Genomic DNA, 15,178 nt, shown 5'->3' with positions numbered 1-15,178 from the left:
GGTGTGCGTCAGTCATCCGTCCGGAACAGGTCGAGCACGCGTTCGCGCTCGGCCGCATCGACCGCGGCAGGCATCGGCTCGGCGGGCTTGCCATGGTCGCCCGGCGTGCCGGACGCACCAGCCGCCACCGCCGCTCCGCCGCACGCGAAGCGGCTGCGGATGTACGACGGCACATCGGCCGTGCACGTGCCGCGCGTGTATTCGGCGTAGACGAAGTCGCCGTCAACGAGCGCGACGTCCTGCGGCGGTGACGCCTCGATAGGCGTACGCCCGTCGACGGCCGTCTTCATGTAGTCGAGCCAGACCGGCAACGCCAGCGATGCGCCGGTCGCGCGCCCCATCGGGCGCGGCGTGTCGTAGCCGAGCCACGCGACCGCGACGATGCCCGACGAGTAGCCGGCGAACCACACGTCCTTCGACCCGTTCGACGTGCCCGTCTTGCCGGCCGCGTCGTCGCGACGCAGCGCGAGCGCACCACGTGCGGTGCCGGACTTCACGACGTCACGCAGCATGCTGTCCATCATGAACGCATTGCGCGCCGACACGACGCGCTCGCCAGCGGGTGCAGTGGCCTCGTACATCGCACCGCCATGACGCTGCTTCACCGACAGGATCAGGCGCGGCACCATCCGCGTGCCGCCGTTCGCGAACACGCTGTAGGCGCTTGCCAGTTCGAGCGGCGTCACGGCGCCCGCGCCGAGCGCGAGCGGCAGCGACGCCGGATTGCGCTGCGCGTCGAAGCCGAAGTGCACCGCGTGCTGCTGCACGTAGCGCGCGTCGGTCGCCTGCATCAGGCTGACCGCGACCAGGTTCTTCGAGCGCATGAGCCCGCGCCGCACAGGGATGAAGCCCTCGTAATTGTTGGCGAAATTGCGCGGGCGCCACGGCCGCGCGCCGGTTTCCTCGTGCGTGAGCGTGCGCTGCGTATCGTCGACGAGCACACCCGGGAAGTAGCCCTTTTCCAGCGCCGCCGAATAGACGAACGGCTTGAAGCTCGAGCCCGGCTGGCGATACGCCTGCAGCGCATGGTCGAACACGTTGCGGTTGAAATCCGCACCGCCGACGAGCGCGAGCATGTCGCCCGTTGCCGCGTCGAGCGACACGAGCGCGCCTTCGAGCCCGTTGCGCGCATCGCGCTTCGCGCGCTGCTGACGGCTCAGCGTGCGTTCGAGCGACGCTTCGGCCGCGCGCTGGTCGCGCATCGAGATCGTCGTCGTCACGTCGAGGCCGAGCGTATAGGCGTCGTCGTGAAAGCGTTCGACCATCATCCGGCGCGCGCGCTCGGCGACGTACGGCGCCGCGATGATCCCGGGCGGCGGGGTGGTCGCCAGCGCGATCGGCGCGTCGACGGCCGCGCGGTACGTCGCGTCGTCGAGCTGGCCGAGCGCATGCATCCGGCCGAGCACGTAGTTGCGCCGCGCGGTCGCGCGCGCCGGATTGACGACCGGGTTGAACGCGGACGGCGCCTTCGGCAGCCCCGCGAGTACGGCCGCCTCGCCTGCGCTCAGCGCGTCGAGCGGCTTGCCGAAATACACGTTCGCGGCCGCCGCGAAACCGTACGCGCGCTCGCCCAGATAGATCTCGTTCATGTACAGCTCGAGCAGCTTGTCCTTGCTGTATTCGCGTTCGAGCTTGGTCGCCATCAGGATCTCGGCGAGCTTGCGGCTCAGCACCTTGTCGCGCGTCAGGTAGAAGTTGCGCGCGACCTGCATCGTGATCGTGCTGCCGCCCTGCCCGGGTTGCCCCGTCACGACGTTCGCGAACGTCGCGCGCGCGAGGCCGCTGAAATCGACCGCGCCGTGCTGGTAGAACTTCGCGTCCTCGGCCGCGAGCAGCGCCTGCCGCATCAGCGGCGGGATGCGTTCGAGCGGCACGAACTCACGTCGCTCGACGCCGTATTCGGCCAGCAGATCGCCGTCGCGCGAGAAGATCCGCAGCGGCAGCGCCGGGCGATAGACGGCGAGGTGCTCGACGGATGGCAGTTGCGTCCAGATGCGCTGGATCGTCCATGCGCCGATGCCCGCGCACGCGACCGTCAGGCCGAGCAGCGCGCCCGCGAGCGTGCGCCACACGCGGCGGCGGCGTGGCGGCGACGCGGGTGGGGGTGGCGGGGATGCGGTGTGGTCGGTCATGTCGGGCTCCTTCTTCGATGCTGCGACGGCCGGTGCGCGGGAGGCACCGACCAGTCACGAAAGGCGCGCATTGTCGAAGGGATGGCGCGAAACCGGAACATTCTTTAGCCAATGTTTGGCTGGCTAAATTTTATTTAGGAAAGGGGACCGGGGCCGTTCGTGGCACACCTGCGACCGCTTGACGCACTGTCGGAACAGCCACGCTGCACACGATCCGGTTCGCCTGTAGGATCGCGTGATGTTCGATCGATATCTCGGCCTGTGGGGCCTCGCTCCCGACGGCAACCCGATCCTGACCGCCAGCGGCGGCCTGCTGCCGGTCGTCTGGCAATCGCGGCCGGCGATGTTGAAGATCGCCACGTGTGACGAAGAGCGTCGCGGCAATGCGCTGATGACCTGGTGGAACGGGCAAGGCGCGGCGCAGGTGTGGCAGCACGACGGCGATGCGGTCCTGCTCGAACGGGCGCAGCCGGTGCCGACGCTGGCCGGTTTTTCGGCATCGGGGCGCGACGATGATGCGATGCGGATTGCGTGTGATGTCGTGGCGCGACTGCATGCGCATCGTGCGCCGGAGCCGCCCTCGGTCGTGCCGCTGCTCGACTGGTTCCGTGCGCTGCTGTCGGATACCTCAGGCAGCGACGTGCTTCGTCGCGCGGCTACGGTCGCGCGCCAATTGCTGGCCGGGCCGCCTGTCGACGAAGTCGTCCTGCACGGCGACATCCATCACGGCAACATCCTCCATTTCGGCGAACGCGGCTGGCTCGCGATCGATCCGAAAGGGCTGCGCGGCGATCGCGCGTTCGACTACGCGAACCTGTTCTGCAATCCCTCGCACGACATCGCGGTCGATCCCGTGCGCTTCGCGCAGCGCGTTACGCTCGTCGCCGATAAGGCGAAGCTCGGCCGACGTCGGCTGCTGCAATGGATTCTCGCGTGGTCGGGCTTGTCGGCGGTGTGGCTGATCGAGGACGGACTGCTGCCAGATACGCGGTTGCAGGTTGCGATGCTCGCGGCGACTGCACTCGGCCTGTAGCAATACGCATCGCCAATGAAAACACACGCATCGAGAATTTCCGGGGAATGCGGAGAGGACCGACGGCTCTCGGCCACAGCCGGTCGTTCGGGAATGCTCGCGGAGCGAGTCTGCCAGGTTGAAGGCGCTTCAGACAGAGTGGCACGACCTGTACCGGGATAAATGATCATCTTTTTCCACGGGCGCACGGCGATTACTCTGAGATCCTTCAATCGACAGAAGCCCAACTCGCATGAATCACAGAATTGCTGTTTTGCCCGGTGACGGCATCGGTCCTGAAATCACGGCGCAGGCCGTCAAGGTGCTCAACGCGCTCGGTTGTCCGGTCAAGTTGGAAGAGGCGCCGGTGGGGGGTGCTGGCTACGCCATCTACGGCCACCCCTTGCCCGAGCGTACGCTCGAGCTGGCAAAATCAGCCGATGCGATTCTCCTCGGCGCCGTCGGCGATTGGCGATACGACGGGCTCGAACGACCGCTGCGGCCGGAACAGGCCATCCTCGGTCTGCGCAAGCATCTGGCGTTGTTCGCCAACCTGCGCCCGGCGATGCTGTATCCGGAACTGTCAGCCGCGTCGACGCTCAAGCCGGAAGTCGTTGCCGGCCTCGACATCCTGATCATCCGCGATCTGACCGGAGACGTGTATTTTGGCGAGCCGCGCGGCACGCGTTCTGCGCCCGACGGACCGTTCCAGGGTCACGACGAAGGGTTTGACACCATGCGCTACAGCAAGCCGGAAATCGTCCGTGTGGCCCATGTCGCCTTTCGCGCCGCGCAAAAGCGCAGCAAGCGCCTGTGCAGCGTCGACAAGGCCAATGTGCTGGAGACCTCGCAATTCTGGCGCGACACGATGATCAGCGTGGCCAGCGAATATCCCGACGTCGAGCTCTCGCACATGTACATCGACAACGCCGCCATGCAACTGGTCCGCGCGCCGAAGACATTCGACGTGATCGTCACCGGCAACCTGTTCGGCGATATCCTGTCGGACGAGGCGGCAATGCTGACCGGGTCGATTGGCATGTTGCCCTCGGCATCCCTCGACGCGAACGGCAAGGGTTTGTATGAGCCTTCGCACGGTTCGGCGCCAGACATCGCCGGCAAGGACATAGCGAACCCTCTCGCAACCATCCTGTCTGCGGCAATGATGCTTCGCCATTCGCTGAACCGGCCTGATGAGGCCGAGCGCATCGAGACGGCGGTCCGGCGGGTGCTCGCGCAAGGGCTACGCACGGCCGACATATGGGAAGCTGGCACGCGCAAGGTCGGAACCAACGAGATGGGCAGCGCGGTCGCGGCGGCACTCACGACGTAAGAGGCCGTCTCGTAAAGGCTGTTGTGTCGGCCGCGAGGTGTTCGGCGCGATCATGCTGCAGCCGGTTTTACGCGTGCAGGATGAATATCCGTAACTGAAAAGCCTGGGCGCGCCTTGTGGATCGGCAACAGACATCCACGGAAGCCCACGATGAACATAAAAAAACCCGCCGGCATTCCCCGGCGGGCTTTCACATCCAACTGCCTGAACGACGCTTAACGCGCCGGATTCAGCAACAGGTTCATGTGGCGGTTCACATCTTTGTACAGCAGGTAACGGAAGCGGCCAGGGCCACCCGAATAGCATGCCTGCGGGCAGAACGCGCGCAGCCACATGAAATCGCCCGCTTCCACCTCGACCCAATCCTGGTTCAGTCGATACACAGCCTTCCCTTCGAGCACATACAACCCGTGCTCCATCACGTGCGTTTCAGCGAACGGAATCACACCGCCCGGCTCGAACGTCACGATATTCACGTGCATGTCGTGGCGCATGTCGCTCATGTCGACGAAGCGCGTCGTCACCCATGCACCGTTGGTGCCGGGCATCGGGATCGGCTCGACATCCTGCTCGTTGGTCACGAAGGCTTCCGGCAGCGGAATGCCGTCAACAGCCTGGTAATGCTTGCGCACCCAGTGGAAACGCACCGCGGCATCGCTGACGTTGTGCAGCGTCCAGTCCGCACCCGGCGGAATGAACGCGTAGCCGCCCGGCTTCAGCACGTGCTTCTTGCCTTGCAGCGTCAGCTCGGCTTCACCTTCGACGACGAACAGCACGGCTTCGGCGTTCTTGTCCTGCTCGGGCTTGTCGCTGCCGCCGCCCGGGTTCACTTCGACGATGTACTGCGAGAAGGTTTCCGCGAAACCCGACAGCGGGCGAGCGATCACCCACAGGCGCGTGTTCGTCCAGAACGGCAGCCAGCTCGTGACGATGTCGCGCATCACACCCTTCGGGATCACCGCGTACGCCTCGGTGAACATCGCGCGATCGGTCAGCAGATCGGTCTGCGGCGGGTGGCCGCCATGCGGCGCGTAATACGTTGTCTTAGACATAGTGCATCCAGGCAATGGGTTGGTCCGGCCCCGGACGCAAACGGCATCGGGCGGCACGTACGCGCGTGGGGCACGCATGCGGCGGCGGGACATCGTTGCCGGGGTGGCTTGAAGGCGCACGCGCCTTCGTTCGGTCGGCCAGGCTTCGCGACGGGTTCGTCCGGTTCATCGGACGCGGCGGCCCATGCTTGTGGGGCCGGCGGCTGGGCCGCGGGTCTCGCGATCATGCGGCGAGGCGCGGCCAGCGGCACGGTGCGATGCCGTACGCGAGCCTTGCCGACGATAGCGAAGTCGTTCGCAATCGACCAATTAAATGTTGCGATGGATTCCATTCGATTTCCCACTACCGGCGGGCACCCGCGATACGCGGTGAGGAAGCGTGGCGCGACGGTCTGGCTATCAGGGAAATCCTGACGGGCGCGGCCACGCGCACGTCCGCCGGGACGCGAGAAGCGCAAGCGAGTGACCGCAGTCATGCCGGTCGCGCACGCGGGTCGCGATACATCTGGTTACGCAGATTGGAAAACCACGACACGCGCACGGCAGCAAGGTGTACCACGCCGATCATGAGTCGCCATCAGGCCGGAACGGGCCAACGGGAATCGAACGAAACGCGAACGGTGTCGACGCTGCTCGAACGCAATCAGTCGCGAGAGGCGGTGTAGTCGGGAAACGGGGAATGACAGCGAGGAGGGAAGCTTGCCGGCCCGTCGATCGGGCATCTGGCGGCGGCTAATGAAGCCGGTAAGTGTTCGCCGGTCTGGCCGGCGATAGCGGCCCGGCAGGCCGCCGGGCCGAATCTCGCGTCGGGTGCCGACGCCGTCGGCGCGCCGGTGCGCGGGTCGCGCACCGTGCCGCGCCAGCGGCGATCAGTCCCAGTCGCGGTGGTGATGATGCTTGCGGTGGCGATAGCCACGATCGCCGCGGCCGCCGTAATCGCGTTCGTACGAGCTGCGCGACATGTTGCCGCCGAGCGCCGCGCCGGCGCCGCCGCCGACCGCCGCACCCAGCAGGCCGCCCGTGCGGCCGCCCATCGCGTTGCCTGCCGCGGTACCTGCGCCGCCGCCGAGGGCGCCGCCGATGATCGCGCCGGTGCGCTCGCGACGGTTCGACGTCACTGCGCCACCCGCGCCGCCGCCGATGGCGCCGCCGATCACCGAGCCCGTGCTGCCGCCGAGCGCACCGCCGACTGCTGCGCCGGCTACCCCGCCGAGCGCGCCGCCAAGCGCGTTGTTCATGTCACCTGCCATGGCCGGCAGTGCAGTCGCGCCGGTCAAAGCGGCGACGACGAGAGCGGGGGCGATTTTCTTCCACATTCCCGTATTCTTCCTTGTTCGCAATCTGGTTATTGAAGGTCCGCTCGGTACGACGATCTGAATCGATCGACGTCGGGTCAGGCATTGTGCCGAACCGTGGACCAATTCATTTCAATGAGCTTGCGGCGAAGAATAGCACCGGTCCCACGTCCTTGCCGTGGACATTCTGGTAACAAGTTGTTTACGAATAAGCGATCTCGAACGCGCGCCCAGGAATGCCCGCAAACCCGCGCCGGCATTGGCTCCACCGAGGGTTCGGCCCTGCCGAAAAACAGGTCGGCCATGCGCGGCGTCGCACGTTTGCGACACACGTGGCAACACATCGGGAACGAATCGTGGGCGGGCCCGGAAACGACGGCCGCGAAGAAATGAAGAGGGTCAGTACACGCCGGGCAGCAGACGCCAGGTTCGCGCGCAATACGCGTCGTATTCGGCGCCGAATTGCGCACGCAGCAGCGCCTCCTCGGAGCGGATGCGCGCGACGAGCGGCACCATCGTCAGCACGACCAGCAGCACGCCGACGCCCGAGCGGAACGCGAGCGCCCAGCCGAGCGAATTGACGAGCAGGCCGAGATAGCTGGGATTGCGGATGCGGCTGTAGATGCCGTCGGTCACGAGCGTATGGCCCGGCTGGATCGCGACGAGCCCGCTGAAGCGCTTGCCGAGCACGAATACGGGCCAGATGCGCAGCACACCGCCCGCGATGTACAGCACGACGCCGATCCAGCGCACCGCATCGCCGCCGAAGGTCCAGAAGTCGAGCCGGTCGGTCAGTGCGGGCAGGTACGCGAGCAGCAACCCGCTCACCCCGAATGCCGCGAGCACCCAGCGGTTGTCGCGGTTCTCGCGCTCGCCGCTGCTCAGATTGCCTTCGGTGAACAGCGCGACGACGGCCATCGCGAGCGTCGCGACGACGACGACGGTCAGCGGCGGATGCGAGAAGAAGGCCGCGAACCCACCGAAACCAAGCACCGCGAGCCCGAGATAGACGAGCGTGGAGATGCCCGACACGGCGGCGACCTTGCGGGTGACTGTCATGGCTGCCTCACCGGAATGCGCTTTCCTGTGAAGTATAGGAAGCGCGCGCACGCCGTGCAGCGCGCCGCGGTCATGCGGTGCGCGAATCCGCGCGAGTCATCCGGCGCAACGCATTGGCGCTGACCGATGGGGCCAGCGCCCGCGCCCGGTGCCGGATCAGCGGATGCGGAAGTTGCCGCCGATCCCGACGCTGACGGGCGGTGCGTAATACGCCGGTGCATAGCCGTAGTAGGCCGGCGCAGGCGCGTAGCCGTACGGCGGCGCGACGTAGCAGCCGGACAGGCCGCCGATCAGGGCAAGCGTGATGAGAAGTCTGGACATGGCTCGATTCCCGGCGCGAAAGACGAATGGCACCTCGCGAAAGCCGCGCCGCCGCGAGAGGCGGCAGCCGGCACGAAGAGGCGATCCGCCCTTCCTGTCGCTCGATGAAGCAATGCGCGGAGTCTAGCGCCGGGTGGGCCGGGCCGCGTTTCGCCGGCGGTTACACGTGTTACCTCGCGTGACCGCTGAAACAGGCGACGGCACGGCGGCCGGCCAAGGCGCCGTGCCGTGCCACGCCGCGTGCAATCGACGCGTTACACGAAGCGCGCGCGAATGCGCTGCGCGAGCGCTTCGAGCGTCGCCGCGTCGGCGATCTCGCGCGCATGCATCCGCAGCTCGGCGCCTTCCCAGCGCGGAATCACGTGGAAGTGCACATGCGGAACCGTCTGGCCGGCTGCCGCGCCGTTGAACTGACCGATGAACACGCCGTCCGGCTCGAGCGCCGCGCGCACCGCCGCCGCGACGCGCTGCGTCATGCGGATGCCGGCCGCGGCGGCGTCGCCGGACAACTCGAAGATCTGCGCGGCCGGCTCCTTCGGGATCACCAGCACGTGGCCGTCGGCCTGCGGCATCAGATCCATGATCGCGAGGGTCGCGTCGTCTTCCGCGACCTTCACGCACGGCAGTTCGCCGCGCAGGATTTTGGCGAACGGGTTGTTGTTGTCGTAGGACATGGCGTTTTCCGATAACGGTTGGACTGGGAGAGTAGGAAAGCGATGCCGGACGATTATCGGCCGATGGCGGGTCGGATTTCAACTTGTCAGGCCAAGTCGCCGTTGTGGCGAACAATGAACGCCGGCTCGCATGCAACGGGCGTAACAGGATGGAATATCCGGCCGTCGCCATCCGTTCATTTCGAGCGCGGGTTCGCGTGGCAAGCGCATGAGCACGATCGCGAACCCGCGCCGGACACCCGTCGGCTGCGCAGGCCGGCAGCCGGGATGACTGCTCGCGATCATCAACCGGAGTCATGCCATGGACCCTCTCCCCTCCTGTCGCTCCCCCGCCGCGCCCGTCTTTGCGGGTGATCCGCCAGCCTTCGCACGCGTCCGGCGCACGCTTGCGCACGCGCTATCCCGCGCGGTTTGCGGTGCCGGGCTGGTCGCGTTGTCGTCGGCTTTCGCGTGGGCCGGCGGCAGCGACGTCATCTTGCCGATTCCATCGTTCACGGCATCGACCGTGCCCGTCAACGGCGATCTCAACCCATACGGCATCGCGTTCGTGCCACGCGGCGTGCCGGCCTGGAGCACGCTGAAACCGGGCGACGTCGTCGTGTCGAACTTCAACGCGGCGTCGAACGCGCAAGGCACCGGCACGACGATCGTGAAGCTGACACCCGGCAAGACGCCGGCGACGACGTTCTTCCAGGGCACCAATCTCGGCCTGACGACCGCGCTCGCGGTGCTGCGCAGTGGCTTCGTACTGGTCGGCAACGTCCCGACGCCGGACGGCAAGACCGTCATGCCACCGGGCTCGCTGCTCGTCATCGGCCCGCAAGGCAATCTCGTCACGCAACTCAGCAGCGCGGCGCTGCTCGACGGGCCGTGGGACATGACCGTGATCGATCGCGGCCAGCGCGTGACCGCGTTCGTGTCGAACGTGCTGAACGGAACGGTCTCACGCATCGAACTGGCAATCAGCGACAACGGCGTCACGATGCTGCCGGGCTCGCGCGTCATCGCGTCGGGCTACGTGAATCGAACCGATCCCAATGCACTCGTCGTCGGCCCGACCGGCCTCGCGTACGACCCGAACATCGACGTGCTGTATGTCGCGTCCACCGGCGACAACGCGGTGTTCGCGATCCCGAACGCCGCGTCGACGAATCGCAACGGCGGCGTCGGACGGATGATCTACTTCGACGCGGCGCACCTGCATGGCCCGCTCGCGCTGGCGCTCGCACCGAACGGCCATCTCGTGACCGCGAACGGCGACGCGGTCAACGCCGACGCGCAGCAGCCGAGCGAGATCGTCGAATTCACGGTGGACGGACGTTTCGTCGCGCAAATGCAGGTCGACACCGCTGCGGGGGCCGCGTTCGGCCTTGCGTTCGGGCACGGCAGCAAAGGCCAGCTGCAATTCGCGGCCGTCGACGACAACACGAATACCGCGACGGTCTGGACCCTGCGGTTCGACAACGACAACGCGCAGTGACACGCCACCTGGACGGGCCGCGCGCGGCCCGTTCGACCCTGGGCGATCGACACACACGATTCACACCCGCCGGGCAACGTGCGCCCTGTCGACACCGCCCGGCGCCTCACGCGCCCGCGATTGCCACCGCCGGCCCGAACCTGCGACACTGCCGGTTCATGTTCTGCCTGCCGACAACCGAGGACGCTCGCGCATGACGATCCCCTTCAAGAAGCTGATCCTGCGCGGCGTCGCGCTCGCGGCCGTCGCCGCGATCGGCTACACGGGCACCATGCTGTCCCGGCTCGCGCCGATCGCGACCGGCTATGCGGCGAAGGCGCTGTGTTCCGGCGTGTACGTATCGGGCCGCCCGGCCGCGTCCGTGATCGACGTCGACATCATGGCCGGCGTGCATCCGCTGCTGAAACTGGTGCACCCGTCGATCGATCCCGACCATCATCGCGCGACAGCGACCTTCGCCGGCTTCGCCGAACGCGAAGCCGACTTCCGGCCCGGGCTCGGCTGCACGCTCGCGATCGGGCCGTCGTCCGGCGCGTTGCCGGCCGCGCTGCCGCCCCTCCCTGATCCGCCGCCCGCGCAGCCGGCACCGGCCACGCTGCCGGCCGGCATCGACGCGCACAAGCTGCAGACCGCGCTCGATCGCGCGTTCGACGAGCCCGATCCGGCACGGCCACGGCGCACGCGCGCGGTCGTCGTGATGTGGCGCGGCCAGGTGATCGCCGAACGCTATGCGCCCGGCTTCACGGCCGACACGCCGCTGCCCGGCTGGTCGATGACGAAGACCGTCACCGCCGCGCTGGTCGGCACACTCGTCGCGCAGCACAAGCTGTCGCCCGATACGTCGGCGCTGCTGCCCGAATGGCGCGGCAGCGGCGATCCGCGCGCGGCCATCACGCTCGACGAGTTGCTGCGGATGACGAGCGGCCTGCAATTCAACGAGGACTACGACGACCCGCTGTCCGACGTCGCGTTGATGCTGTACGCGCAGCCCGATACCGCGCGGTTCGCGTCGGCGAAGCCGCTCGCCGCGACACCCGGCACGCGGTGGTCCTACTCGAGCGGCACGAGCGCGATCGTCGCGCGCGTGATGCGCGAAGCGCTGGGCGGTAGCGAGGACGACTACCTCGCGTTTCCGCGCCGTGCGCTGTTCGCGCCGCTCGGGATGCGCAGCGCGGTGTTCGAGCCCGATGCATCCGGCACGCTCGTCAGCCCGTCGTACATGTATGCGAGTGCGCGCGACTGGGCGCGCTTCGGCCAACTGCTGCTGCAGGACGGGGTATGGGACGGGCAGCGGCTGCTGCCGGAAGGCTGGGTACACTACCTGACGCGCACGACGCCGCAGTCGGAGCGCCAGGAGTACGGCGCGCAGCTGTGGGTGAAGGTGCCGGAGCCATTCAACGATCGCGATCCGCATGCGGTCGCGATGCCGGCCGACGCGTTTCATGCGGTCGGTCATGAAGGCCAGTTCGTCAGCGTGGTGCCGAGCCGTCAACTGGTGGTCGTGCGGCTGGGGCTGTCGCGGCCGGAATCGGCGTGGAACCACGAGGCGTTTCTCGCGCGCGTGCTCGACGCGGTGCCGGCACCCGGCGCGTAAAAACGGGCCCGCAGGCCCGTGCATGCCGGTCATGACGCGGACGCGGCGGCGATTGCCACGCCGCCGCACCGCGCGCTACCTGCGATGGATCACGGGTTCGCGCTGCCCGCGTACTTCTGGAAGCCTTCGCGCGTCGCGAGACGTTCGATATAGCGCGACACCGCCGGGAAATCCGGATGCTCGAACGGCGTACCGAACCAGCGGTTCACCGACAGGCCGATCGGAATGTCCGCGAGCGTGAAGCCGTTGCCGGCGACGTACGCACCGGTCGCTTCGAGCTGCGCGTTCAGCACCTGCATGTGCTTCGTCCAGCCCGCGATCGACTGCGCGATGCCGGCCGGATCCTGGTGATCGGGCGATTTCCGCACGAGGCCGAGGAACGCCCCGACCCACGAGCGGTTCAGGTCGGCACCCTGCCAGTCGATCCACTGATCGACCCGCGCGCGCGCCTGCGGCTCGGCCGGATACAGCGCGTCGCCGCCATAGCGGTTCGCGAGGTAGCGGATGATCGTGTTCGATTCCCAGAGCACGAAATCGTCGTCCTTGATGACGGGCACGAGACCGTTCGGATTCAGCGCGAGATAGGCCGGATCGTTGGTCGTACGGAAGCCCGCGCCCCAGTCTTCCTGTTCGAACGGCAGGTTCAGCTCGGTGCACAGCCACAGCACCTTGCGAACGTTGATGGACGGGATCTTGCCGAGGATGTGCAGCATGCAGTCTCCTTGTGAGGTCGGATGCGGAGCGTCCGGGACGCACGACACGTCCCGAACGCATTCACGCCGAGTTTATACGCGACCGCGGGGCAAACGACAGGCCGTCCGCGGAAAATCCGCATGCGGACGATTCGTCAGGTCACGCAGCGCATGCTCGGCCGTCGGGAACCGGAACATGAAGCCGTCCTGATGCAGCCGCGCCGGCATCACCCGCTGCCCGTCCAGCAGCAGCTCGGCCATCTCGCCCATCGCGGCGCGCAGCGGCGCGGCCGGCACGTGCAGCCAGGCCGGGCGGTGCAGCACCTTCGACACGACCTGCACGAATTCGCGCTGGGTCAAAGGCGCGGGCGCGACCGCGTTGTAGACGCCGTGCATGCCAGGATTCGCCATCGCGCGCGCGACGATCCGCAGCACGTCGTCCCGGTGGATCCAGCTCATCACCTGCGTGCCGTCGCCGAATCGTCCGCCCATTCCGAAATAGTGCGGCAACAGCATCGAGCGCAACGCGCCGCCGGGGCCGAACACGACGCCCAGCCGCAGCACCACCGAGCGAATACCGTGGCGCTCGAGCGGCTGCGCGGACTGCTCCCACTGCCGGCACAGCTCGGACATGAAGCCGGTGCCGGCGCTGCTGCGCTCGTCAAGCCGCTCGTCGGCGGCACGCGCGCCGTAGTAACCGATCGCCGACGCCTGGATCCACGTGCGCGGCTTGACCTCGGCGGTCTCGACCCAGCACATCAGCGATTCCGTGACGCCGACCCGGCTGGCGAGCAGCAGTGCCTGCCGGCGCTTGCTCCAGCGCGCGCCCAGCACCGGCGCCCCCGCGAGATTGATGACCGTGTCGAAGCGCTCGTGCGGCTGCAGCTGTTCGACGGAGGTCACGTTGCGCACGCGGCCGTGAAACTGGTAAGCCGCGCGCAGCGGATCGCGCGCCAGCAACGTGACCGTATGCCCCGCATCGAGCAGCCCGTTCACGAGGGTTTCGCCGATGAAGCCGGTTCCGCCGGTCACGAGCACGTTCCCCGGCGGCTGCCCCGCGAATGGGTTGGCAACCGGCGCGCGTCGTGCGATCCGGCAGGCCGCGATCCCGTCGCGGATCCCCGATACCGTCACGCCGACAGCAAAAAGGCTCAGCACCCAGCCGCGCCAGCCGAGGTCGAGCACCTGCAGCGCGGTCGGCTCCTGCGCCCACGCGGCCAGTTGCATCGCGATCATGCCGAACAGCGCGCCGCCGTTGACGGCCAGCAGCGTGTGCAGCACGCGCTCGGTCGCCGGCAGCTTGCGGCTCTGGTCTTCGACGACGAAGTCCCACAACGTCAGTACCACCTCAATCACCACCGCCGCCGCGAGGGCCGCGACCCACGCGCCGTGAAAGGCAACGTTCGCGATCGACGCGAACACGAGACCATAAAGCACGGAACGCACCGCGTGAATCGCCAGCTCGAGTCGCGCGCGCGGGCTGTGCGGTAGATCCTGCGTGAGTTCGTGGTGATAGAGCGTATCGAATGCGCCCATCGCGCCCTGCACGATCAGCAGGTTGAGCGCCCAGTCGTAAGCAGCCAAGGTGTTCATATCGTGTCCCTCCTCCACAGCCAGACGAGCGGCGGCACCATCGCGACGAGTGCCGCCGCGTCGATCGCCACGTGGCCCGATACATGGGCCTGCAATGAAAACAGCATGTCCTGTGGCGCCCAGATCAACAGGCCGGCCAGCAGCCATCCCCACACTTCGTGGCGACGCAGCCGGTTGCCAAGGTGGATGAGCGCGAGCATCCAGACCGACGCGCATTGCACCGTCGCGCCGATCAGCGACATCCACCAGATCTGCTGTGCACGCGCCGGGTCGGGCGCCGTTCCCGCCCAGAAATGCAGCTCGATGACGCGGTGATACGCGTCGAGCCACGGCGCGCCGGCTACCCACGGAACGGCAATGCCGACGAGCAGGTGCGCAATCGCTGCGCCGTACATCCAGGTCACGACGATGCGGCGCGCAGCGTCACCCGCCGGACGATCCGCCGTGGGTTCGGCGGCTCGGTCGCGACCGCTACCGCATGTCGCCGCGTCGCACTGCGCTTCGGCGTGGTAGCCGAGCCAGCGCGATACCGCATGCCGGTTGCGCGCGAAGCGGCGATACAGCGGCGCCAGCGCACGGCGGACGACCGGCACGCGAAGCAGCCCGACGAGCCAGCAGCGCCCGGTCAGCGCATGGGCGGCCAGGATGCTGTCCACGCCGGTCAGCATGCGTCCGTCGGGCAGGCGCGCATGCAGCTCGCGGTTCAGTGCGGGCAGATCGACGCCCAGCGGCGCGGGATCGAAACCCGGCGCGGCGATATCGACGAAAGCCAGCCGCTGCCGCGTATCGCGGGCGCCGAGACGATTGATCTCCGCCACGCATAACGGACATCGTCCATCGAAGTACAGCACCAGTTCACTTGAGTCCATGATTCGCATTCCTTCATTTTTCTGTTGCATGCCTCATGAATCTATCGACTGCTTTCCGCCATGCCCTACCGC

Annotated in this window: 13 protein-coding genes; 4 read left to right on the top strand and 9 right to left on the bottom strand. The window is 67.4% G+C overall.

What is annotated here, in order from left to right; all coding sequences use genetic code 11:
• Window positions 1-8 precede the first annotated feature (8 nt).
• The gene (locus ACN8ZM_RS31865) at window positions 9-2,132 is read right to left on the bottom strand and encodes a penicillin-binding protein 1A (RefSeq protein ID WP_420211770.1); all 2,124 of its coding nucleotides are present in this window, start codon (window positions 2,130-2,132) and stop codon (window positions 9-11) included.
• Between the two features lie 238 nt (window positions 2,133-2,370).
• On the opposite strand from ACN8ZM_RS31865, the gene ACN8ZM_RS31860 reads away from it, so the two are divergent.
• Entirely contained in the window at window positions 2,371-3,165 is a 795-nt protein-coding gene (locus ACN8ZM_RS31860; protein ID WP_420211769.1) for an aminoglycoside phosphotransferase family protein, read from the top strand.
• A 232-nt stretch (window positions 3,166-3,397) separates the two neighbouring features.
• Window positions 3,398-4,477, top strand: a complete 1,080-nt coding sequence (gene leuB, locus ACN8ZM_RS31855) for a 3-isopropylmalate dehydrogenase (RefSeq protein ID WP_420211768.1) — start codon at window positions 3,398-3,400, stop codon at window positions 4,475-4,477.
• A 215-nt stretch (window positions 4,478-4,692) separates the two neighbouring features.
• Here leuB and ACN8ZM_RS31850 read toward each other — a convergent pair whose 3' ends face one another.
• The 5 genes from ACN8ZM_RS31850 to ACN8ZM_RS31830 form a co-directional block, all read right to left on the bottom strand.
• Window positions 4,693-5,529 carry a bifunctional allantoicase/(S)-ureidoglycine aminohydrolase gene (locus ACN8ZM_RS31850; protein WP_011353825.1) on the bottom strand — a complete coding sequence of 279 codons (837 nt, stop codon included), beginning with the start codon at window positions 5,527-5,529 and terminating at the stop codon, window positions 4,693-4,695.
• Between the two features lie 869 nt (window positions 5,530-6,398).
• Window positions 6,399-6,845, bottom strand: a complete 447-nt coding sequence (locus ACN8ZM_RS31845; RefSeq protein WP_043181055.1) for a hypothetical protein — start codon at window positions 6,843-6,845, stop codon at window positions 6,399-6,401.
• Window positions 6,846-7,223: 378 nt separating this feature from the next.
• Window positions 7,224-7,883, bottom strand: a complete 660-nt coding sequence (locus ACN8ZM_RS31840; RefSeq protein ID WP_301770853.1) for a methyltransferase family protein — start codon at window positions 7,881-7,883, stop codon at window positions 7,224-7,226.
• Between the two features lie 156 nt (window positions 7,884-8,039).
• A complete protein-coding gene (locus tag ACN8ZM_RS31835) occupies window positions 8,040-8,204 on the bottom strand; it encodes a hypothetical protein (protein WP_162836114.1) in 165 nt (54 codons plus the stop codon).
• 254 nt (window positions 8,205-8,458) lie between these two features.
• A complete protein-coding gene (locus tag ACN8ZM_RS31830; protein WP_043181059.1) occupies window positions 8,459-8,878 on the bottom strand; it encodes an HIT family protein in 420 nt (139 codons plus the stop codon).
• A gap of 301 nt (window positions 8,879-9,179) precedes the next feature.
• On the opposite strand from ACN8ZM_RS31830, the gene ACN8ZM_RS31825 reads away from it, so the two are divergent.
• Both ACN8ZM_RS31825 and ACN8ZM_RS31820 read left to right on the top strand, forming a co-directional pair.
• The gene (locus ACN8ZM_RS31825; RefSeq protein WP_420211767.1) at window positions 9,180-10,358 is read left to right on the top strand and encodes a hypothetical protein; all 1,179 of its coding nucleotides are present in this window, start codon (window positions 9,180-9,182) and stop codon (window positions 10,356-10,358) included.
• Between the two features lie 193 nt (window positions 10,359-10,551).
• Window positions 10,552-11,952: a serine hydrolase domain-containing protein gene (locus tag ACN8ZM_RS31820; protein ID WP_420211766.1), complete on the top strand. Its 1,401-nt coding sequence runs from the start codon at window positions 10,552-10,554 to the stop codon at window positions 11,950-11,952.
• 89 nt (window positions 11,953-12,041) lie between these two features.
• Here ACN8ZM_RS31820 and ACN8ZM_RS31815 read toward each other — a convergent pair whose 3' ends face one another.
• From ACN8ZM_RS31815 to ACN8ZM_RS31805, 3 genes are all read right to left on the bottom strand, one after another.
• Window positions 12,042-12,665, bottom strand: a complete 624-nt coding sequence (locus ACN8ZM_RS31815) for a glutathione S-transferase family protein (RefSeq protein WP_122948173.1) — start codon at window positions 12,663-12,665, stop codon at window positions 12,042-12,044.
• A gap of 72 nt (window positions 12,666-12,737) precedes the next feature.
• Window positions 12,738-14,237 carry a TIGR01777 family oxidoreductase gene (locus tag ACN8ZM_RS31810; protein WP_420211765.1) on the bottom strand — a complete coding sequence of 500 codons (1,500 nt, stop codon included), beginning with the start codon at window positions 14,235-14,237 and terminating at the stop codon, window positions 12,738-12,740.
• Window positions 14,234-15,106, bottom strand: coding sequence for a thiol-disulfide oxidoreductase DCC family protein (locus tag ACN8ZM_RS31805; protein WP_420211764.1), 873 nt, complete (start codon window positions 15,104-15,106; stop codon window positions 14,234-14,236). Before ACN8ZM_RS31805 ends, ACN8ZM_RS31810 begins: the two co-directional genes overlap by 4 nt.
• Window positions 15,107-15,178: the final 72 nt, after the last annotated feature.

The organism is Burkholderia aenigmatica (genome assembly GCF_048627025.1).
Classification (GTDB): domain Bacteria; phylum Pseudomonadota; class Gammaproteobacteria; order Burkholderiales; family Burkholderiaceae; genus Burkholderia; species Burkholderia aenigmatica.
Note: the sequence above shows the minus strand (reverse complement) of the source record. Positions and strands in the feature narration are given on the sequence as shown.

Excerpts from the sequence above, each read along its gene's own strand:
- ACN8ZM_RS31850 (WP_011353825.1), bottom strand. The coding sequence starts at position 5,529 with ATGTCTAAGACAACGTATTACGCGCCGCATGGCGGCCACCCGCCGCAG.
- ACN8ZM_RS31845 (WP_043181055.1), bottom strand. The coding sequence starts at position 6,845 with ATGTGGAAGAAAATCGCCCCCGCTCTCGTCGTCGCCGCTTTGACCGGC.
- ACN8ZM_RS31830 (WP_043181059.1), bottom strand. The coding sequence starts at position 8,878 with ATGTCCTACGACAACAACAACCCGTTCGCCAAAATCCTGCGCGGCGAA.
- ACN8ZM_RS31805 (WP_420211764.1), bottom strand. The coding sequence starts at position 15,106 with ATGGACTCAAGTGAACTGGTGCTGTACTTCGATGGACGATGTCCGTTA.
- ACN8ZM_RS31825 (WP_420211767.1), top strand. The coding sequence starts at position 9,180 with ATGGACCCTCTCCCCTCCTGTCGCTCCCCCGCCGCGCCCGTCTTTGCG.
- ACN8ZM_RS31810 (WP_420211765.1), bottom strand. The coding sequence starts at position 14,237 with ATGAACACCTTGGCTGCTTACGACTGGGCGCTCAACCTGCTGATCGTG.
- ACN8ZM_RS31840 (WP_301770853.1), bottom strand. The coding sequence starts at position 7,883 with ATGACAGTCACCCGCAAGGTCGCCGCCGTGTCGGGCATCTCCACGCTC.
- leuB (WP_420211768.1), top strand. The coding sequence starts at position 3,398 with ATGAATCACAGAATTGCTGTTTTGCCCGGTGACGGCATCGGTCCTGAA.
- ACN8ZM_RS31820 (WP_420211766.1), top strand. The coding sequence starts at position 10,552 with ATGACGATCCCCTTCAAGAAGCTGATCCTGCGCGGCGTCGCGCTCGCG.
- ACN8ZM_RS31860 (WP_420211769.1), top strand. The coding sequence starts at position 2,371 with ATGTTCGATCGATATCTCGGCCTGTGGGGCCTCGCTCCCGACGGCAAC.
- ACN8ZM_RS31835 (WP_162836114.1), bottom strand. The coding sequence starts at position 8,204 with ATGTCCAGACTTCTCATCACGCTTGCCCTGATCGGCGGCCTGTCCGGC.
- ACN8ZM_RS31865 (WP_420211770.1), bottom strand. The coding sequence starts at position 2,132 with ATGACCGACCACACCGCATCCCCGCCACCCCCACCCGCGTCGCCGCCA.
- ACN8ZM_RS31815 (WP_122948173.1), bottom strand. The coding sequence starts at position 12,665 with ATGCTGCACATCCTCGGCAAGATCCCGTCCATCAACGTTCGCAAGGTG.